The organism is Vreelandella sp. L-25, assembly GCF_056857535.1.
Map to the genome: position 1 here is coordinate 97,691 of NZ_JBSXNH010000089.1, position 19,517 is coordinate 117,207.

The 19,517-nt window shown below is 55.4% G+C and carries 20 protein-coding genes; 7 read left to right on the forward strand and 13 right to left on the reverse strand.

The window, feature by feature from the left end; translation table 11 throughout:
* The first annotated feature begins 6 nt into the window (after positions 1–6).
* Positions 7–1,449, forward strand: coding sequence for an aminotransferase-like domain-containing protein (locus tag AC13CN_RS15650; protein WP_054641447.1), 1,443 nt, complete (start codon positions 7–9; stop codon positions 1,447–1,449).
* A gap of 18 nt (positions 1,450–1,467) precedes the next feature.
* Here AC13CN_RS15650 and AC13CN_RS15655 read toward each other — a convergent pair whose 3' ends face one another.
* Both AC13CN_RS15655 and pcsA read right to left on the reverse strand, forming a co-directional pair.
* Positions 1,468–2,076: a DNA-3-methyladenine glycosylase I gene (locus AC13CN_RS15655; protein ID WP_058578131.1), complete on the reverse strand. Its 609-nt coding sequence runs from the start codon at positions 2,074–2,076 to the stop codon at positions 1,468–1,470.
* Positions 2,076–2,816, reverse strand: a complete 741-nt coding sequence (gene pcsA / locus AC13CN_RS15660) for a phosphatidylcholine synthase (protein WP_228219364.1) — start codon at positions 2,814–2,816, stop codon at positions 2,076–2,078. Before pcsA ends, AC13CN_RS15655 begins: the two co-directional genes overlap by 1 nt.
* 262 nt (positions 2,817–3,078) lie before the next feature.
* Here pcsA and AC13CN_RS15665 point away from each other — a divergent pair, with 262 nt between their 5' ends.
* Positions 3,079–3,435 carry a GNAT family N-acetyltransferase gene (locus AC13CN_RS15665; protein ID WP_483053267.1) on the forward strand — a complete coding sequence of 119 codons (357 nt, stop codon included), beginning with the start codon at positions 3,079–3,081 and terminating at the stop codon, positions 3,433–3,435.
* A gap of 16 nt (positions 3,436–3,451) precedes the next feature.
* Here the strand turns inward: AC13CN_RS15665 and AC13CN_RS15670 are convergent, their stop codons facing one another.
* Genes AC13CN_RS15670 through codB form a run of 3 tightly spaced genes read right to left on the reverse strand, consistent with a single transcriptional unit; the run spans position 3,452 to position 6,505 of the window.
* Positions 3,452–3,928: a YbaK/EbsC family protein gene (locus AC13CN_RS15670; RefSeq protein WP_062363062.1), complete on the reverse strand. Its 477-nt coding sequence runs from the start codon at positions 3,926–3,928 to the stop codon at positions 3,452–3,454.
* A 51-nt stretch (positions 3,929–3,979) separates the two neighbouring features.
* Positions 3,980–5,227: a cytosine deaminase gene (codA, locus tag AC13CN_RS15675; protein WP_058578133.1), complete on the reverse strand. Its 1,248-nt coding sequence runs from the start codon at positions 5,225–5,227 to the stop codon at positions 3,980–3,982.
* A 15-nt stretch (positions 5,228–5,242) separates the two neighbouring features.
* Positions 5,243–6,505, reverse strand: coding sequence for a cytosine permease (gene codB, locus AC13CN_RS15680; RefSeq protein WP_058578134.1), 1,263 nt, complete (start codon positions 6,503–6,505; stop codon positions 5,243–5,245).
* Between the two features lie 247 nt (positions 6,506–6,752).
* Here codB and AC13CN_RS15685 point away from each other — a divergent pair, with 247 nt between their 5' ends.
* The 4 genes from AC13CN_RS15685 (at position 6,753) to AC13CN_RS15700 (ending at position 9,275) form a co-directional block, all read left to right on the forward strand.
* Entirely contained in the window at positions 6,753–7,253 is a 501-nt protein-coding gene (locus AC13CN_RS15685; protein WP_058578135.1) for a hypothetical protein, read from the forward strand.
* Positions 7,254–7,279: 26 nt separating this feature from the next.
* Positions 7,280–7,489, forward strand: a complete 210-nt coding sequence (locus tag AC13CN_RS15690; RefSeq protein ID WP_228219380.1) for a diguanylate cyclase domain-containing protein — start codon at positions 7,280–7,282, stop codon at positions 7,487–7,489.
* Between the two features lie 65 nt (positions 7,490–7,554).
* Positions 7,555–8,385 carry an amino acid ABC transporter substrate-binding protein gene (locus AC13CN_RS15695; protein ID WP_058578181.1) on the forward strand — a complete coding sequence of 277 codons (831 nt, stop codon included), beginning with the start codon at positions 7,555–7,557 and terminating at the stop codon, positions 8,383–8,385.
* 11 nt (positions 8,386–8,396) lie between these two features.
* Positions 8,397–9,275 carry an amino acid ABC transporter substrate-binding protein gene (locus AC13CN_RS15700; RefSeq protein WP_063610158.1) on the forward strand — a complete coding sequence of 293 codons (879 nt, stop codon included), beginning with the start codon at positions 8,397–8,399 and terminating at the stop codon, positions 9,273–9,275.
* Positions 9,276–9,340: 65 nt separating this feature from the next.
* Here the strand turns inward: AC13CN_RS15700 and AC13CN_RS15705 are convergent, their stop codons facing one another.
* From AC13CN_RS15705 to AC13CN_RS15730, 6 genes are read right to left on the reverse strand one after another with little or no spacing between them, the layout of a single operon-like run.
* Positions 9,341–9,658, reverse strand: coding sequence for an AtuA-related protein (locus AC13CN_RS15705; RefSeq protein ID WP_170968087.1), 318 nt, complete (start codon positions 9,656–9,658; stop codon positions 9,341–9,343).
* Complete coding sequence (locus AC13CN_RS15710; protein WP_062360938.1) at positions 9,651–11,024, reverse strand: acyclic terpene utilization AtuA family protein; 1,374 nt, start codon at positions 11,022–11,024, stop codon at positions 9,651–9,653. The genes AC13CN_RS15705 and AC13CN_RS15710 overlap by 8 nt, the downstream gene beginning before the upstream one ends.
* Positions 11,021–11,869, reverse strand: coding sequence for a beta-keto acid cleavage family enzyme (locus tag AC13CN_RS15715; protein WP_058578138.1), 849 nt, complete (start codon positions 11,867–11,869; stop codon positions 11,021–11,023). The genes AC13CN_RS15710 and AC13CN_RS15715 overlap by 4 nt, the downstream gene beginning before the upstream one ends.
* Complete coding sequence (locus AC13CN_RS15720) at positions 11,866–12,795, reverse strand: 3-hydroxyacyl-CoA dehydrogenase NAD-binding domain-containing protein (protein ID WP_058578139.1); 930 nt, start codon at positions 12,793–12,795, stop codon at positions 11,866–11,868. Before AC13CN_RS15720 ends, AC13CN_RS15715 begins: the two co-directional genes overlap by 4 nt.
* Positions 12,792–14,669 carry a TRAP transporter permease gene (locus AC13CN_RS15725; RefSeq protein WP_483053256.1) on the reverse strand — a complete coding sequence of 626 codons (1,878 nt, stop codon included), beginning with the start codon at positions 14,667–14,669 and terminating at the stop codon, positions 12,792–12,794. Before AC13CN_RS15725 ends, AC13CN_RS15720 begins: the two co-directional genes overlap by 4 nt.
* Before the next feature lie 18 nt (positions 14,670–14,687).
* On the reverse strand, positions 14,688–15,662 hold the full coding sequence (locus AC13CN_RS15730; RefSeq protein ID WP_058578141.1) for a TAXI family TRAP transporter solute-binding subunit: 975 nt from the start codon (positions 15,660–15,662) through the stop codon (positions 14,688–14,690).
* A 130-nt stretch (positions 15,663–15,792) separates the two neighbouring features.
* Here AC13CN_RS15730 and AC13CN_RS15735 point away from each other — a divergent pair, with 130 nt between their 5' ends.
* On the forward strand, positions 15,793–16,740 hold the full coding sequence (locus AC13CN_RS15735) for a LysR family transcriptional regulator (RefSeq protein ID WP_063610144.1): 948 nt from the start codon (positions 15,793–15,795) through the stop codon (positions 16,738–16,740).
* Positions 16,741–16,758: 18 nt separating this feature from the next.
* On the opposite strand, the gene preA is transcribed toward AC13CN_RS15735, so the two are convergent.
* Together preA and AC13CN_RS15745 are read right to left on the reverse strand one after the other, a co-directional pair.
* Positions 16,759–18,102: an NAD-dependent dihydropyrimidine dehydrogenase subunit PreA gene (gene preA / locus AC13CN_RS15740; protein ID WP_058578142.1), complete on the reverse strand. Its 1,344-nt coding sequence runs from the start codon at positions 18,100–18,102 to the stop codon at positions 16,759–16,761.
* The gene (locus AC13CN_RS15745) at positions 18,099–19,478 is read right to left on the reverse strand and encodes an NAD(P)-dependent oxidoreductase (protein ID WP_058578143.1); all 1,380 of its coding nucleotides are present in this window, start codon (positions 19,476–19,478) and stop codon (positions 18,099–18,101) included. Before AC13CN_RS15745 ends, preA begins: the two co-directional genes overlap by 4 nt.
* Positions 19,479–19,517 lie beyond the last annotated feature (39 nt).

Sequence of the window (19,517 nt, forward strand, 5' to 3'; positions counted from 1 at the left end):
GGCGTGATGACGCGTTATGAAGAGGTGGCGGCAACGTTACGGGAGCGGATTGAGCACGGGATTTATCGCGTGGGCGACCGGTTACCCTCTATTCGCGCGGTCTGCCAAGAGCTGAATGTGAGTATCTCAACGGCGCAAGAAGCGTACCGCCAACTCATGGACGCCGCACTGATTGAGTCGCGGCCAAAGTCGGGCTACTTCGTGCTGCCGTGTCGTATTCCCTCCGTTTTGCCCTCTGTTTCGCGACCAGCCCAGTGCCCGCTGGATGTCTCCCAGTGGGACCAAGTGCTAGAGCTGGTAGCTACCCAGCGAGACGACAAACGGCTGCTGCTTGGGCGCGGTGTGCCCAATCTTGAGGTGGCGTCGTTAAAGCCATTGTCGAAAATCCTCGCCGGGCTGCACCGTAGTAACGATCTGCACGGCTTTAATTACGACAAACTCAGCGGTAGCCCTGAACTGCGCCAACAGGTGGCGCGCTTGGCGGTGGCATCTGGCTGCCTGCTGCATCCGGATGATGTGCTGATTACCACCGGCTGCCAGGAAGCGCTCTCCATTGCGCTTCGCACGCTCACCCAGCCCGGCGATGTGGTGGCGGTAGATTCGCCCAGCTTCTACGGCACCATGCAGATTCTGAAAGCCAACGGTTTAAAGGCGCTGGAGATTCCCACCGACCCGCAAACCGGTATCAGCCTGGAAGCGTTAGAGCTGGCGCTGGAGCAGTGGCCTATTCGCGCCATTCAGGTAACGCCCACCTATAACAACCCGTTAGGCTATACCATGCCAGAAGCGCGCAAGCGGGCGCTCTATCAGCTTGCCCAACGTTTTGATGTGGCCATTATTGAAGATGATATTTATGGGGATTTGGCATACACCCAACCCAGGCCGCTCACGATAAAATCCTTTGATACCGACGGGCGCGTGCTGCTGTGCAGCGGTTTCTCGAAAACCTTAGGGCCGGGCCTGCGCGTGGGCTGGCTGGCCCCTGGCTGCTACCGGGAAAAGGCGCTGCATATGAAGTACGTCTCCACCGGCGCGTCTGCCACGTTGCCGCAATTGGCCGTGGCGGAGTTTGTCGCCAAGGGCCATTTTGAGCGTCATCTACGCGCTGTTTCCCGCCAGTATCAACGCCAGCGGGATATCATGATTAGCTGGGTGCAGCGCTACTTTCCGAAAGGGTCAGGCATTAGCTACCCGCAAGGGGGCTTTTTACTCTGGGTAGAGCTACCGGCGGATGTCGACTGCGTGCGCCTTAACGAGCGCTTAGCGCAACACGCCATCCATGTGGCGCCGGGGGCGCTGTTCTCTGCATCGGGTAAGTTTCGCCAGTGCTTGCGGTTGAACTACGCGTTTACCTTAACGCCTGCGATGGAAGAAGCGGTGCGCACGGTAGGCGAGCTAGCGCGTGAGATGCTCAGCGAGGTACGCGAGTCCTCACTGGCGATGAAGTAAGAGCAACGAGGTGTTCATTCAAGAAGGCCGCTGAAACGCTGCGCGCGCCTGTTCAACGCGTTCGCGAGTAATGCAATTTAACGAGTGATCATTGATCAGCCCCATGGCCTGCATAAACGCAAACGCGGTGGTGGGGCCGAAAAACTTCCAGCCGCGCTTTTTAAGATCTTTTGCTAACGCGATAGATTCCGGCGATGTGGTTTGCGTTTGTGGGGCAGGCAGAGAAGCGCTATCCGGTTCATAGCGCCAGAAAAACGCCGCTAGCGAGCCTTCTTGAACCACCATTTCCTGCGCACAACGCGCGTTATTGATGGTGGCTTCGATCTTACCGCGGTGACGAATAATGCCCGCATCTTGCAGCAAGCGCTGCACGTCCTCTTCGTCAAAACCGGCGACTTTATTGAAATCGAAGTGGTGGAAAGCCGCGCGGAAATTCTCACGCTTGTTCAAAATCGTTCGCCAGCTCAAGCCTGATTGAAAACTCTCCAAGCAGAGCTTTTCAAACAGCCGCTGGTCATCGTCAACGGGAAAGCCCCACTCGTGATCGTGATAGGGCAGAAACTCCGCTGCTCCGCCACACCACTGGCAGCGTGGGTGGCCGTCGGGAGCGATAAAGGCGTTGGCCATTAGCGCGCCTCCTGCCCGTCGAACCACTCCTGGGCCGTGCGCCAAAGGCACATGCCGGCGAAGTAAGCAGAGGTCAATCCTAAGCCCCATAGTGCCCAGGTAGCTTGATCAGGGGCTGAAAGGATTAACGCGGTCGCGCAGCCACACCAAAGCAGCGTCACAGCGATATTGAGCGGCATAAATAGGCGCACGCGAAACGGATGCAGAAACTTCATTTTCGTCACGGTCAGCATCGCCAGGACGAGTATTGCGCCAAACGTCAGCAGTGGCGGTAAATCAAGAATGTAAAAATAGGCGGCGGCAATGTTCCAGGCGGCTGGAAAGCCTACGAAGTAATTATCTTGGCTTTTCATATCGACGTTGCAGAAGCAGAACATCGACGATAGCAAAATGATAAAGACCGAGATCAGCCCTAAATAGGGCGGCAATTCAATGAAGTAGTAAATGAACAGCGCGGGGATAAAGGCCCAGGTGAGGTAATCAATCACCATATCCAGCGTGGAACCATCGAAGTGGGGGAGTACGGACTTCACCTCATATTTGCGCGCCAGAGTGCCATCAATACCATCGATCATCATCGCCGCCCCCAGCCAAAGCAGGCAGGCCACCGGGTTGTTATCAACCAGCGCCAGCAGCGCCATCGTGCCAAGCAGCACGCCGCTGGCGGTGAAGACATGGACACTCCAAGCTTTGTAAATCGGTGCTCGGGATTCAGTTTGAGTAGAGAGTGATTGGACCACGGTAACCCCAGTGGGAACGCGTCGTCCCCTTGCTGTTGGATTGATTAATAAACGTTCAAAAGACGATACACTACTATAAGAAAGCCGTCAGGAAATACGCCGCGTATCCGTTGAGTGCCGCTTTACTCCATTGCCACGATGATTGAGTGAACCACGAGAAAGGTAACGTATGACCCATGTTCGCCCTGCCACTATTCATGATCTCGACGCTTTAACCGAACTGCTAGATGGCTATCGTCAGTTTTATTAACAGCCAAGGGATATCCAAGCAGCGCGTGCTTTTCTGCGCCAGCGCTTTGGGCAAGCGGATTCCCGTATTTTAGTGAGTGAAAACAGTGATGGCGCACTTACGGGGTTTGTTCAACTTTATCCCGGTGTTTCCACCGTCGGTTTGAATTCACGCTGGACGCTGAACGACCTTTTTGTTCTGCCAGAGTGTCGTGAGAAAGGAACAGGCAGGGCGCTCATGGAAGCCGCCACCCAGCTTGCCCGTGAACATGGCGTCGCGCGTTTGATATTGATGACGCAGGTAGAGAATGAGCGCGCCCAGCGGCTGTATGAATCGCTGGGTTGGCAGCGCAATACGGCGTTTTATGGCTATTTACTTGATGTAACGTAAAGCACTTAACAGCTATTTAGCGGACGTTCTCCGGCAACTTACACACATCCACCCAGTGGGCACCAGCCAGCTCGGCCAAGTGCTTGGGGCTTAAACGCACCGCGCTGTTCGGTGATCCCGCCGCGGGCAGCACTTCATCGAATGCGTGTAGGGATTCGTCGCAATAGACTGGGAGATCCGTCGCCAGCCCGAACGGGCATACTCCGCCCACCGGATGACTGGTCAGTTCCATCACGGTGTCAGCATCGAGCATTTTAGCTTTGCCGCCGAAGGTATCGCGGATTTTGCGGTTATCGATCCGTGCATCGCCACTGGCCACAATCAGCAGCGGTTTCTCGCCTACTTTAAACGCCAATGTTTTCGCAATCTGCCCAGGGGCGACACCGTGAGCCTCGGCGGCGAGCTGTACGGTCGCGGTGCTGGTTTCCAACTCTTCAATGGCCACCTCTGGCGCGTGCTCGGCAAAAAACTGGCGAACGGTCTCGATGCTCATGGTGTGCTCCTTAGGCAAGTAGAATCGCTAATCTAACTTGCCAGCGTGGGCTTAGCCAATCCATGGCGGCGTGACGATACGTGATGGCTCCCGCTGCATGATGATCTCACCGTGCCGCACGGAAAGTAGTACATCACCTTGGTTGCGCAGCACGATGTAGTCATCTTCGCCCTCTAGTAGATTGAAGCTGGCCGGTTTGCCCACTTCTATGCCGTAGCGCGATTCGATATTCATAGTGCGGGCGCTGTTATCGGTAATCAGCGAAAGTGCGCTGCTAAAATCCTGGTAGCCCATCATTTGGCAGATATGCAGGCCAAAATCGAGCGTGCGTAGCAACTTGCCGTTACCTAACGAGTACCAGGGGTCGAAGATCGAGTCTTCTGCAAAGCAGACGTTGATACCTGCTTCGTTAAGCTCTTTCACGCGGGTGACACCCCGCCGTTTTGGGTAGGTATCAAAGCGCCCTTGAAGGTGAATACTCTCCGTTGGGCAGGAAATAAAGTTAATGCCCGAGCGCTTGAGCAACAGAAAGAGTTTAGAGCAGTAGGCGTTGTCGTAAGAGTGCATCGCGGTAGTGTGACTGGCGGTCACGCGGCTGCCTAACTCATTGAACAGAGCCTCGCAGGCCAGCACTTCAAGAAAGCGCGAGTTGGGATCGTCGATCTCATCGCAGTGCACATCCACCAAGCGGTCATACTTCATCGCCAGCTCAATCACCCGCTTCATGGAGGCCACGCCTAGCTCGCGGGTGTATTCAAAGTGGGGAATACCACCCACCACGTCAGCGCCGATCTCCAGCGCCTCCTCCATTAGCTTGTCGCCGCCAGGGTAAGAGAGCAGGCCATCCTGAGGGAAGGCCACCACCTGGATGTCGATCTTATCCTTCAGCTCATCACGCAAGGCGCAGAGTGTTTTTAGCCCCACCAAGCTTGGGTCGCTGGTATCGGCGTGGGTGCGCACAAACTGAACGCCGTTACCGATGAGTAGGTTTAAGGTTTTTAACACGCGTTCGCGAATGTCGGCCTCGTTAAGCAGCGGTTTGCGCTCGCCCCAGCGCTCAATCCCTTCAAACAGCGTGCCGCTTTGGTTCCAGCTTGGTTCACCCGCCGTGAGGGCGGCATCTAAGTGGATATGAGGCTCGATAAACGGCGCGCAGATGAGCTTGCCGCCTGCATCCAGTTGTTCAGCGGTTGCCGTTTGTGGCGAATCTTGTGCCGTGATATCTGTGAATAGGCCGTTGCTTATCTCGATTCGGTAAAGCTCCGGGCGTTGGCGCAGGCGTGCGTTAACAATTTGCATAGGAGTACTCACTTATTATTTAGCGGTAGCAGAGACGTGGTCACTGAGCGTTGCATGCTTTAACCGTAGCAGCAGCGCGTAACTTCCCGCAGCAACCAAAACGCCTACCAGTGGTGGTAGAAGAGGAGAGAAGTAAGCGGCGGCTGCACCGGTCGCATAGGCAGTTAAACCACGACGGTTGAAATCAGGAAGCTGAGCGGTGGCGAGCGAGGGGTACTGACCTTTATGTTTCAACCAAAAGTCAGCCATGATCACTCCGCCCATGGGCGGGATAAATGTACCCAGCAACACTAGGAAAGGGATGAGCAGGTTATACATGCCGCCCACGGCTAGCACGGTGCCAATGGCGGCTCCTCCGACCGTGACCAGTCGGCGCTTTTCCGTGCGCAGTAAGTTGCAGCCCGCCACAGCGAAGTTGTAAATGGTGTTGTCTTGGGTGGTCCAAATATTCAGAAACAGCATCAGCACGGCGATGGAGACAAAGCCCTGAGCGATGAGAACATCGACGATATCTGCCTGCTGGTAAATCATGGTGCCCAGCGCACCGGTCAGCACCATTAGACCGTTGCCAATGAAAAAGGCTGCAAGCGTTGCGATCACCGCAATTTTCGGTGTCTTGGCAAAGCGGCTCCAGTTGGTTGCTTGAGTGCCGCCGCTAATAAAAGTGCCGATAATAACGGTAATCGCTGCCGCTACGCTCATACTCTCAGAAGGTGTTTTCTGGCTAAGCCCTGCAAACCCTCGTACATCCACCAATCCGGTGAACAGGCTGATCAAAATAAATAGCATCATGGCGGGAACGGCAAAACGTGACAGCCAATCCATGCCTTTATAACCAATCATGGCAGTTATGCAGAAACCGAAACCAAAGAGCACCATTAAGGGGATTTCCAACCAATCAGGCATTCCAGTGGTGCGTACCAGCACTAGTGAAATGGTTGCGGTACCCCAGGCGTACCAGCCAATTTGAGTAAAACCAAGAATAAAATCAGACAGTTTGCTGCCTTTTTCACCAAAGCAGAAGCGGCCCATCAATACAGAGTTCAGACCGCTTTTACATGCGATATAAGCAAGCGAGGCTGCATAAGCGCCTAATAGCAGGTTGCCAATTAGAATGATCAGTAGTAGTTGACCGATTGGAAAAGCTTGGCCTAGCGAGCCTCCGGCCCACATGGTGGCGGTAAAGAAGGTAAAACCAAGAAGCACGGCAGAGGTTGAGAGTAAGCCTTTGCGTGCACTTTGGGGTACTTCACTAAGTGGGTAGTCAGTTTGGTGCATATCAAGCCCCTTTTGAATTACAGAGTGAAACCATTAAGTTTCAGCAAAAGGCATGCCAAATAAGCCGCTCAATTCAGAGGCGTAGCGTTTAAATGGTGTACTTATGAATGTTTCATTTAGTGATAGTTTGTTAATTAATCATGAGCCTACAGCTATTGCTGAGAGGTCGATACCGTTACTCCAAGATTTTGGTCGCTTATAGCATCTGTGCGGATGGCCATAATGCAGATTAAAGGACACGTACTGCATGCAAGAGGTCAGTGCTGACAACGCGCCTGTTTCCAAGGTTAAGCTTCCGTGGCATCGCACGGTGGTGGGCAAAGTCGCCATCTTTATGCTGCTGGGCGTTGTTTTTGCCTACCTGATGGGCGCGATGCTGGGTTTTACCATGGTCGAGCGTAGTGCCCGCGGCCAGTGGGGGCGCGAAGCTCAGGTCAATGCACAGATTGTCAGTGCCACCATTCGCCGAATTTATACCTCCGTCGCTGTGCGTACCGATTCCACTGGTCAAGTGAATCAATTGGTCTCTGCACGCTCCATTGGCGATGAAGACTCGGTGCTCAGCAGCGGGTTCAGCCCTATTGATGTGCTGGCGTTGGCCAGCGCCCAAACACGGCATAACGTGTGGCTCTTTGCATTTGATGCAAGCGGTACCTTCACTCCGGTGGCAGATGCTTATAACAGCACCATTGAGGAGATGATGTTCCCGGATACGTTTGAGCTGAGCACGCTAATCACGACGCATTAGCCGAGGCTAACCAATTAGCCCATCGACTGGTTCAAGTTCTACAGGAGCCATTCTCGATTGATGGTCATGAAGTGCACATTGGTGTCAGCGTAGGCATTGCGCTGGCACCCAGAGACGGCACCAGTAGCCATTCACTGTTACGTAGCGCGGATGTGGCGCTTTACACCGCCAAGGCGATGGGGAGAGGGCGCTATGCGGTTTTTGGCCCTGAGATGACGATGGGAGGCACTTCATGACGGCGAAGATAACATCATGCTTAGTAGCTTCCCTTTTCAGCGTGTTAGCTAGCAGCACTACGCTCTTGGCAGACACCTCTCCTACACTTGAACGTATTGCGCAGAGGCAGACCATTACGATTGGTCATCGAGAAAGCGAGGTGCCATTCTCTTACCTAGTCGATGGGCAGCCGGTTGGGTACGCCATCGACCTATGTTTGGCGGTGGTAGAGCGCATTAGCGAACAGCTTGAAGGCCCTCCGCCCAGAGTGGAGTTTGTGCCGGTGACTCCGGTGAATCGTTTTATTCTGCTGCGTAATGGTGAGATTGACCTAGAGTGTGGCGTCACCACCAGCACTTCTGAACGCCGCCAGCAGGCCGCGTTTTCCTATCCTCATTTTCTCACCGCCACGCACTATGTAGCCCTCGCTGAAAACGACATAAATACGGTAGCGGACTTGGCTGGCCGCAGCGTTGTCTCGACAACGGGCACGATTAACGTTGAGCAGTTAAATGAGCTCAATCGTACCCAAGAGCTGAATATCGCAGTGATGTTAAGCCGTAGCCATGACGAAGCGTTCGCGATGGTCGCCAACGAAAAAGCCACGGCGTTTGTGATGGACGATATTTTACTCGCCAGCCTAGTATCTGCGGCGGCCTTGCCTCAGCGTTTCCATATTTCGGAAGAAACAATTAGTGAGCCAAAGCCCTATGGCTTGATGATGCCATTAGAGGATGCAGTGTTTGCTGAGATGGTTAACGAAGCGCTGTATGAGCACTATCACAGCGGCGCTATTCAGGCGCTGTACGATAAGTGGTTTTTAAAGCCTATACCACCTGGAAACCGAGTGATTGGCTTGCCGGTAAGCTCAGAGCTGGCCGCTATCTTTGAGCGCCCAGATGCCTATGCCCACTAAGGAGGTAAGAGATGCAAAGAGTGCAAGCGCGGTGGTGGGGGCTGTTGATGGCTGTTTGGATGCTCTCTACGGCAGCAGCAGCGGAGATCAATACGCTACAGCGGCTGAGTGAAACCGGCACGCTTCGCGTGGGGTATGGCGATACCGCTCCCTTTTCTTACCAAGATGACGAAGGCAATGTGCGTGGCTACTCCATTGAATTATGCCAGCGGGTGGCGGAGCAGTTACAGCAGCAGCTTAACCTGCCCAAGCTCGATATTGAGTACGTTTTCCGCACCCCCGGTAATCGGGTTCAGCTGTTAAACAGCGGCGAAATCGATATTGAGTGCAACGCCAGCACCAATAATGCGGAGCGAAGGCGCAGCGCTGATTTTTCGCTTAGCCACTTTTTTGTCTCTGTACGCTTTGTGGCACTTAAAGAGAACCAGTTTTTCACTCTGCAGGACCTCGCCGGGAGGAGCGTGAGTGTGGCCCGGGGAACCGTCAATGTAGGACAAATTAACCAAGCCAACCGCGAACAGCAGCTCAACCTTTCTGTTGTGCCGGTGGAAACGCTGCAAGAAGCCTTTGATCTAGTCACGGAAGGTCGTGTTGCCGCCTTTGCCATGGACGATATCCTGCTCAGCACGATGATCGCTGAATCGGAAGATCCCTCAGCCTATTCGCTTTCAGAAGAGGCGGTTACCGCTGAAGAGCCGCTGGGCTTACTGATGCGCCAAGGGGACCAAGCGTTCGTGGAGCAGGTCAACCAGGCGCTGCGCGAGATTTATCAGCGGGGAGACATATTGGCGTTGTATGAAAGATGGTTTCTGCAGCCGTTACCCGGCAAGGGCATCACTCTTAACGTGCCTATTAGTGAGACGCTAGCGCAGCATTTTATGAACCCGTAGCGCTATGAATACGACGCCAAGCCGCCCACGTTGATGGGAGCCGTTCAAAGGGCGGCTTGGCGTATTTAAGTAGGAGGAGTCACCTGCATAGATAACAATAAGGCCGATAGCGTTTTACCATGCCCATCCAAGTTTAGAGCGCCATTGACGCCACCTTGTAGCGCGTCATCAAGCACTAAGTTCACCCCTTTTAGATGAGGCAATAAATAGCGGGTGACGTGACTCACACCCCGATGCTCAAATAGCGCTGCAACGTTTGGCTCTGAAAGTTGCTCAACTAGCCAAGCGTAGTGATCCTCCTGATACACAAATACCCCTAGGCTGAGTCGGTCGCCTTTATCGCCGGCCCGGGCATGGGCATAGCGGTGCAATAGTTCACTCATTACCCTCTCCTCCATGCAGTGTAACGGTGGGGGCCACTTGTTGCCTGGGTACCAAATACGAGGCTGTTTTTAAGCGTTGTGTATGGTGGCGTCGTACGCCGCCACCTCCCGCTGGCCCGCAGCAATAGAGCGCCAATAACTCCTGTGTTGCCAGCTCAACCACGCTTTTGTCTGCATGCTCTACGGCAAGACGAAGGCGAATATCGTTGGCGGCGTCCTGCAAAGTTTGAGCGGTGAGCTGTGAGTCGCCATCGAAAACGCTGGAAATGCCAATTAAGTCAAAGCGTGCACGCAGATTGGCGGGGCAGCGCAATGCCAGCCGCTGGCGCAGGGTTTCTCTGGCCAGGTTTGCTCTAGCGAAGGCATTAGGGCCCGCATAGGAAATCTCGGCTTCGCCTTGGTAACCATCTAGAAAACTCACAGTGGTTTTTAAACGATCAGGTGCTGGCTTGCCGCGTACACCGGTGACTTCAACACGATCTTTAGTAAGCTGCCTGACCCGGACGTGCTCAAGATCAATGACGACATCGGGAGTGATATAAGCGCCGGGGTTATGTATTTCATATAGCAGTTGCTCTTTGACCGTTTGCTCGGTGACTAAACCGCCCGTACCCGGTGGTTTGGTCACTACCAGCCGCCCGTTACGCTCAACCTCCACCAGGGGATAGCCTAGGGAGGCCATGCCAGGGACCTCTTTAACTCCCGGATCAGCAAAGTAACCGCCGGTCACTTGCGTGCCACACTCAATCAAATGGCCTGCTAAGGCCCCGGCGGCTAGTTTGTCCCAATCATCGCCTGCCCAGCTGTGGTAATAACAGAGTGGGGCAAGCGCGAGTGAGGGGTCGGCCACTCGCCCTGTAATCACGACTTGAGCCCCTTGGGCCATGGCCTCGATTAAGGCATCGGCACCCAGATAGACATTGGCGGCGACCACTTGCTCTAGTGCGGAAATAGACCGCTTTTCGCCCTCCCAAGCCTGCCAGTCGAGGGCATGCAGCCGGTCTCTAACATCATCGCCATGAATAGTGGCCAAGCACGCTTGAGAGTGGCCTAAGCGCTGAGCCAACTGCTGAATACGACGGCATGCGGCAGTTGGATTCGCCGCGCCAAAGTTACCCAAAATCGTAATGTGGTTAGCCAGGCAATCACTCAGAACCGGCGATAAAAACTCTTCCAGCAACGGCTCATCACCGCTGTCCGGGTCTTTGATCCGGCGTAACTGGGCAGCCGCCAGCGTGCGTTCCCCGAGTGTTTCAAACATCAGCGCACGAGGAGCATCATAAGACATGAGGGCATCGACCAGCGGCCTAGCCGCATCGGTGCGATCACCAGAGAAGCCCGCGCCACAACCTACCACGACCGTCATAAGGTCACCCCCGTATTAGCAGCGGTAGTCAGGGCGAGAAAACGGCGTGCCTCGGAGGCATTCATCACCCGGCGTCCAGTCGCTTCGATACGAGCTTTAGTCGCGGCGACTAGCTCGGCATTGTTGGTGGCGAGTTGGCCATCCGATCGCCATAGATTATTTTCAAAGCCGACTCGGGTATGACCACCTTGCTGGGCCGCCAGCGCTAAACAATCACCTTCGGTTGGCCCAAACGCACAGACTGCCCAGTGGTCACCAGCCATTAATGCTTGTAAAAAGCCGGGTAGACGGCTTGGGTCGGCAATGGGTGGGTCAACGTAGCGCCCAAGTACGAAGAGTAAGAAAGCCGGACCATTAGGCACATCACCTTGCTCTCTTAAGTGATTGAAGTGGGTGAGGTCTTCAGGCGAATAAACGATGTATTGAATATGTGTTCCGCAGCTGGCCAGGTAACGGCACAGCTCGCCACTGGCTTGAACCTCATGAGCATCACCGAACCATTCACGCACCGCGATAGACACGTAGCCTGGCTGCAATGCCTCCATCACATCTCGTTGTTCTGAGGGGGAATACCGCCCTCCTGCTTCGCTGGTGACTTGAAGAAGTAATTGATCTCCTACGGTTTCCTTAATGGCGCTAATGGCATCTCGGTAGGCACCAGCATCCAGTAAATGACGCCCGCCGGCTTCACGTACATGCACATGCATGGCGGAGGCGCCCGCTGCCAGGCACTCTTGTGCGTCTCTTGCAAGTTCCTCAGGGGTGAGAGGAATAGCGGGATGGTCGTGGTAGACGCGCCGAGCCCCATTAGGGGCTACCATTAGCAAACAAGGTGAGAGGCTCATAAGGTCTCCTCCTGTTTTACGTTAATTGCCAGCGCTTGCTGAATAGCCGTCAACTGCCGATCTCGTTCAGAAAAAAGGTCAGGCAGTGATTGGCCTTGCGTCGCAGATTCAACCCCATGGATCACTTGCGCATACAGCTCATCGTTCATGGTCGGTTGGCCTAAGCTAGCCCAGCGATACTCCTGGCTAGGGCCGAGGTGTTCCAAGTAGTGGCGAATGCCCCCTTGGCCGCCGCCCAGATGATAAGTCAGAAATGGCCCTTGAATGGCCCACCGCAACCCTGGGCCTGCCGTTACTGCCAGGTCGATGTCTTCCACGCTAGCCACGCCTTCCTGTAATAGATAGAGCGCTTCCCGCCACAATGCCGAAGAGAGTCGATTCGCAATATGGCCAATCATCTCTTTACGTAGCATCACCGGCTGCTTACCGATACGCCGATAAAAATCGACCAATCGCTCCACAAGCTCAGTTTCTGGCCCATAGAGTTCGACCAGAGGGACTAGGTGGGGTGGATTGAAGGGGTGCGCGATAATAATGCGCTCAGGCGCAGGTGCACCCTTAGTGATATCAGAGTGCTTTAAAGAGGAGGTGCTGCTCACCACCAACGCTTGTGAAGGCGCTGCCTGTTGAATATCTACTAAGAGCTGTTGCTTGAGCGAGACGGATTCAGGCGCATTTTCGACGACCAGCTCTACGCCTTCTAAGGCCTCTGCCAGCGTTTGCGCGACCACTGGCGTGCGGGCCTCGGCACCAAGGGCACGCATATCCTCAGCCACACGCTGGGTAAATTGGGCGCGGGCGTTGGCATCCGGGTCGAAAGCCGTGACATGTAAACCGCGAGAAAGAAAATAGGCGGTCCAACTAATGCCGATAGTGCCACAGCCAATCATCGCAATATTCGTCATGTTCACTCTTTGATGACTCATAGCTCCGCTCCTTGAAGTGCAACACGCCGAGAGGATTGCCAGGCCCATAGATAGAGCCCCGTCAGTCCCGCAATGCCGACTAACCCAAGTGCGATATTCGGCACCAGCGCCAATAGCCCTGTGGTTGCCAGCAGCGCACTATCCAGCCATCGGTTGCCGAAAAGGCGAGCGCCCCCCAATATGCCCGCGAAAGCCAAAACAAAGGCCATGGCACGTGCGGCGGCTAAGGTAATGTCCCAGGCATCGCCTAAACCGATAAGCGCGGGGTACGCCAGAATCAAGAAGGGAATAACGTAGGTGGTGGCTCCCAAGCGGATAGCATGCCCCGCGACTTGTAACCAGCCCGCCTTAGCGATCCCCGCAGCAACAAACACCGCGATGCACACAGGCGGAGTGATGACCGATATCGTCGCAAAATAGAAAACGAACAGATGGGCGACCAAGGGTTCGATACCGATGCGGGTCAGTGCAGGAGCCAGTACGGCGGCGACCAGCACATAGGCTGCGGTAGTCGGAATGCCCATGCCCATAATCAAGCAGATGACCGCGACAATTAGCGCGACTAGAAACACCTGCTCGCCAGCGACACTGACCACTAGCGTCGACAGCGTGACGCCAATCCCCGTTAAGTTGAGCATGGCCACCAGAATCTGCGCCCCGGCGAGCAACACTCCAATGATGACCATGCCCTTGCCAGCATCTTCCAGACCCGTCAGTAGCGAACGTAAGATTTGGCGGGGCGGCGTTCGGTCCAATAAAGCAAAGAAGAGATAACTGACAAGCAGCAAAGTAATGCCCAAGAAAGCTGCGAATTGGATGGAGTAGCCATTGAGAACGCCACCAAACAAGCCACCCAATGCGGCAACAATCGGGGTCAGCCGCTTAAATTGGAGCACATCTGGCCAAGCGGGAAGCTCGCTCTCTGGGACCAGCGGTAAGGCTTTGCGCACAGCGACCAAGTGCAGCGTAAAAAAGACCGCTACATAGAAAAGGAACGCGGGTAACACGGCGGCTAAGGCAATGGTGACGTAGCTGACACCGAGTATCTCAGCCATGATAAACGCTGCAGCGCCTAAAATCGGCGGCGCGATCTGGCCCCCGGTAGATGCAACCGCTTCAACGCCGCCAGCAAAGGCCGGTGGGTATTTGAGCCGTTTCATCATAGGAATGGTGAAGTTGCCCGTGGTGGCTACGTTAGCCACCGCGCTTCCGCTCACCATCGCAAATAGGCTGGAAGCCACGGTCGCGATTTTGGCGGCGCCCCCTTGGCTTCGCCCACCGATGCGCATTGAAAGATCAATAAAGGTCTGGCCGCCACCTGTGTGGAGCAAGAGACTGCCAAAGAGTACAAACGCGGCAATGGTAGTGGCAGCTACGCCGAGTAGCATTCCCCATACGCCTAAATCCCCGAGAAACAGCGTCTCTGTCACGAAACTAGCATCAAAACCTCGATGGCTGAGCGGGCCTGACAGTCGGTCACCCAGCAGGGCATAGGCGATACCGATGGTGACTAGTAGCGGGAATACCCATCCAATAGCTCGTCGGGCCACTTCCAAAATAGACACCACTAAAATGGCCGTGAGCGCCATATCCTGGGGGGTGGCCCAGGGTAGCGTGGTCAGCATGCTATTGGCGTTGAAGGTAATAAACAGGCAGGCGGTTATTGCCCCCAGGGCTAATAAACAATCAATCACCACCCCTACTGGGCGCCATGTTTTACCAGCGCCCAAGGGATAGGTGAGTAACCCCAGCCCGATCACCAGCGCAAGAAACAGACTGCGATGAACCAAGCTTTCAAAAGGCCCAGCCGCTGAGGTGTAGAAGATGAAGCCGCCCAAAAACAGGGCGACCAGCATGAGCAATTTATTGCGCATGGAACCGAGCTCCTTCCCTTATTCTGATGGCATCAGACGGTCAGGAATATCGTATCCCTGCTCTTCAAAATAGCGTGCGGCACCAGGGTGAAAAGGCACTGTTCCGCTGCTAAGGGTGAGTTCGGCGATATCAACATCGGCGAGATTAGCGAGCGCACTGACCTGCGGTTCGGGATTTTCCATCACGGCTTTAACAATTTGGTAAGCCGTTTCTTCATCAAGTTCGGGGCTTGCGTGCATCGCTAAGCCAAAGCTCCAGGTCGTGTAGGCGGGCATGCCATCCGCCGCTCCCTCGGGGATATTGACCACGGAAATATCAGGCATCTGTTCATTCAGCGTTTCAGCCTGTTCATCGCTAAGCGACAGCACTTGGATCGGCGTAAACGTTGCAATATCCATGGAGGAACCATCCAGCTTTTCACCTACGCCAGATTTGACGTACCCCGCCATGCGATTGTCTTTTACACCGGCAACCACGTCTGTGGTAGAGCCACGCACATACTCAGGGGTTAGGCCCAGCGTCTCCATGACGGCAATCGTCGTTGCTTCGGTGGCAGAGCCGGTGATGCCAGGATTGAGGCGGGCACCGTCCAATTCCGCCATGCTGGTCACGCCAGAGTCTTCGCGCATCACGACATTTTGTGGTGCTTGGGAATAGACCCAAAGCAGGCGGTTATCGACGGGGCGGCTTTCAAACTCTCCTTCACCCGCATAGGCGTGATAGCCCACGTTCGTGGTGACGAGGCCCATGTCGACCTGGTTTCTTAAAATGCGGCGCAAGTTGTCCACTGTGGCACCGGTTTCTACGACCGAGGTGCGCACACCATCCACATGCTGATTAATAATTTGCCCAACGGCGACGAAATAGCCGTATTGGCTAGACGATGTAGAGGTTGAGCCAATTAACAGCTGCTCTTCTGCTTGAGCAGCCGTGCCTGCGATTAAGCCAGCGCTGAGAATGGCGGTTAAGAGCGGCGTTTTTAGTGAGTACATAGCAATTGCTCTCTCTGGGTATTGTGGGTTGTTGGTTCCAGAAGATGCGTGTCATTTGACTTATTAAGAATGAGAGAGCCTGCTAGTATTTGTCTAATATAATTATACGAACGAGACTTTTACTTTATTTATGCAGCCTTCAATCCGACAACTAAAAGCCTTTGTGGCGATTGCCGAGTTCGGCAGCTTCGTTGAGGCGTCCGAGCGCCTGCACATGTCGCAGCCAGCCTTGAGTATTGCTATTCGAAAATTGGAGGAGTGTGTTGGCGGTGTCCTGTTTAATCGCTCGCCGCGAGGCGTACAGCTCACTCCGGAAGGAAAGTTCTTTCTGCCCACGGCTAGACGGCTGATTGGCGATTGGGATGAGGCGCTGGGCGATCTGGGAGAGCTGTTCAATAAACAGAGAGGCAAAATAACGCTCGCCGCGCTGCCGACATTAGCGGCGGGATTTTTGCCGACCGTGCTCGCCGACTATCGGCGTCGATTTCCTAATATCGCCATCAGCGTTCACGATGTATTAGCCTCCCAGGTAGATGATCTTGTTAGCGATCATCGGGCCGATATTGGGCTATCGGTACAGCCGCTGCGCGCAGAAGCAACCCATTTTGAGCCGCTTGTAGAAGACTACTTTGTCGCGGTATGTCCGGATGGGCACCCCTTATTAGCTATGGACACCGTGCCTTGGGAGGCGCTACTGCGCTACCCCATTATCGGCGTGAGTCGCTTGTCGAGCACGCGTGCTGCGATAGAGAGCGTCTTAAAAGAGCTGAGCCTTGAAATGGATTTGATGTGTGAAGTCAGCCAAATTGGCACCGCCGGACGGATGGTGGCCGCAGGTTTAGGGGTGGCTGCGCTCCCTTCACTCAGCTTTCGCCAGATTTCCGCGGAGGGCATAGGCTGGCGGCCTTTAACGGCCCCACACGTTCCGCGGTCATTAGGCATTATTACTCCCTCGCGTGGCTCACCTTCTGCAGCAGCGACCGCCATGCTGGAACTAGTCCGAGAGCATGCTGCCTTCCTACGCGTACGTTTTGAAAGTGGAAATGCGACCGCTTCCTATAAAGGAGGCGGTCGTTAGAGTGATCATCCTGGGTGGTTATGAAGCGACACGGAAGGGGTTACGCGGGTCGTTATCCCAGGCGAGGAAGGGTTTGCCGGTTTCCTGAGGCACCATGGTGATGCAGTTCTCTACGGGGCAGGTGATTTGGCACAGGTTGCAGCCCACGCACTCGTCTTCGATGACCTCGTAGCGGCGTGCGCCGTCCTGCTCGGTGAGTTTGGCAATCGACTGGTGAGAGGTGTCTTCGCAGGCGATATAGCAGCGGCCGCAGTCGATGCACAAATCCTGGTTAATATGGGCGATGGTCTTGAAGTTGATATCCAGATGCTTCCAGTCGGTGGTGTGCGGCACCGCCTTGCGGGAAAACGCCTCAATGGAGTCGTAGCCTTTTTCTGCCATCCAGCGGGAGAGGCCGTCTTTCATCTCCTCTACAATCCTAAAACCGTTGAGCATGGCAGCGGTGCACACCTGCACGCTGCCTGCGCCCAGGGCGATAAATTCCGCCGCATCCCGCCAGGTGGAAATACCGCCGATGCCGGAAATAGGTAGCGTGGGTGTGGCTGGGTCACGGGCAATTTCTGCCACCATGTTCAGGGCGATGGGTTTCACCGCGCTGCCGCAGTAGCCGCCGTGGGTGCTCTGGTGGCCTACGGTGGGCTTGGCGACCATGTTGTCCAGGTCGATGCTGGTGATGGAATTGATGGTGTTGATCAGCGAGACCGCATCCGCGCCGCCACGTAGCGCCGCCTGGGCACCCACGCGAATATCGGTAATGTTGGGGGTGAGTTTGACGATCACCGGTTTGGAGTAATGCTTCTTACACCAGTAGGTGACTTTTTCGATCAGATCCGGGTTTTGGCCCACCGCCGCGCCCATGCCGCGTTCCGGCATGCCGTGAGGGCAGCCCAGGTTGAGCTCAATCCCGTCTGCACCGGTGGCTTCTACCAGCGGCAAGATGTACGCCCAGGCTTCCTCGTTACAGGGCACCATGATGGAGACGATTAGCGCCCGGTCGGGCCAATCCTTCTTCACCTGGGTGATCTCTTTAAGGTTAATCTCCAGCGAACGGTCGGTAATCAGCTCGATATTGTTAAAGCCGATGACCTCGCGGTTTTTGCCGTAGTGAGCGGAGTAGCGGGAGGAGACGTTGACTGCCGCAGGCTCTTCGCCAAGGGTTTTCCACACCACGCCGCCCCAGCCCGCTTCATAGGCACGCACGACGTTATAGGCTTTGTCGGTGGGTGGGGCCGAGGCCAGCCAGAACGGGTTCGGGGCTTTGATACCAGCAAAATTCACCGACAGATCAACGCCGTTCACCACGCTGTCGCCGCTGTTTTTCTTGCCTGGAAAAGAGAGGGTGTTGAAAGGCGTAGTGTTCATGCGGCCTCCTGCTGGGCGGCGAGCGATTGATGGATGGCGTGAGCCGCCAGCTTGCCGTGCTGCACGGCTTGTACGGTGAGGTCCTGACCAGGTTTCACACAGTCGCCTCCGGCGTAAACGTTGGGCAGAGAGGTTTGGAACATCTCATTGACGTGAATGCGCTCGCCGTCGCGGGCAAGCTCCGCGGCAGTGGCGTCGCGCAGGCTTTCGCCAGCGAAGCCCTGTCCGATGGCCTTGAAGATGGCATTCCCAGCAATTTCGAAGGTGTCTCCGGTGGCCGTTAATTGGCCCGCCTGCTCCTGAGTCTTGGCAAAGCGCATGCCTGCCACCTGCCCTTGCTCATTCAGCAGAATCTCGTCGGGCTGCGCCCAGGTGATCATGCGTACGCCGTTGGCTTTGGCGATCTCCTGTTCATGGTCGGTGGCGGACATCGCCTCAACGCCACGGCGATACACCAGCGTGACCTCAGCCGCGCCCAGCCGCGCCATTTGCGTGGCCATATCGATCGCGGTGTTACCCGCGCCAATCACGATGCAGCGCTTGGCCACGGCCAAGCTGCCCAGGTCATCGGTCTGGCGCAGGGTTTTAATGTAGTCCACCGCAGGCATCAGGCCCGGTGCATCCTCGCCGGTTAGTCCCAGCGTACGGCTGGCCCCTAGCCCCAAACCCAGGAATACGCTGTCGTACTGCTGGCGCAGGGTGTCGAGGGTAAGGTTGTCGCCCAGGCGCTGGCCGTACTGAAGGTCGATGCCGCCGACTTCCAGTAAGAACTCGACTTCTTTACGGGCAAAGTCATCGGTCATTTTGTAGCGGGCGATACCATACTCGTTGAGCCCGCCGGGTTTTTGCTCGGCCTCAAAAATCGTCACCTGATGGCCCAGCATGGCAAGACGATGCGCACAGGAGAGCCCCGCAGGCCCGGCACCTACCACGGCGATGTGGCGGCCAGTGCTGGCGGCGCGCTTAAACGGGTGGCTCTCAAACTGCATATGATCGGTGGCGTGGCGCTGGAGCAGACCAATCAGCACCGGCTGGCACTCGGCGTCGTGGTTACGCACGCAGCTACGTTCGCAGAGAATTTCGGTGGGGCATACGCGGGCGCAGCTGCCGCCGAGGATATTGGCTTTCAGAATGGTTTCCGCTGCGCCATTAATGTTGTTTTCACTGATTTGGCGGATGAAGCTCGGTATATCAATATCCGACGGGCAGGCCTCGACGCAGGGCGCGTCAAAGCAGTAGAGGCAGCGCTGGCTTTCAATGATGGCCTGGCGTGGCGTCAGCGGCGGGTGAAGGTCGCTGAAATTATGCGCCAACGTCGCTGGGTCGTAGGTGCCGACCTCTTTTGCGCTGGGCAGATGATCAAGTGAATGGGTCACGGTCGTTTCTCCATTGCTCTGTTCTTCGTAGGTGCTGGG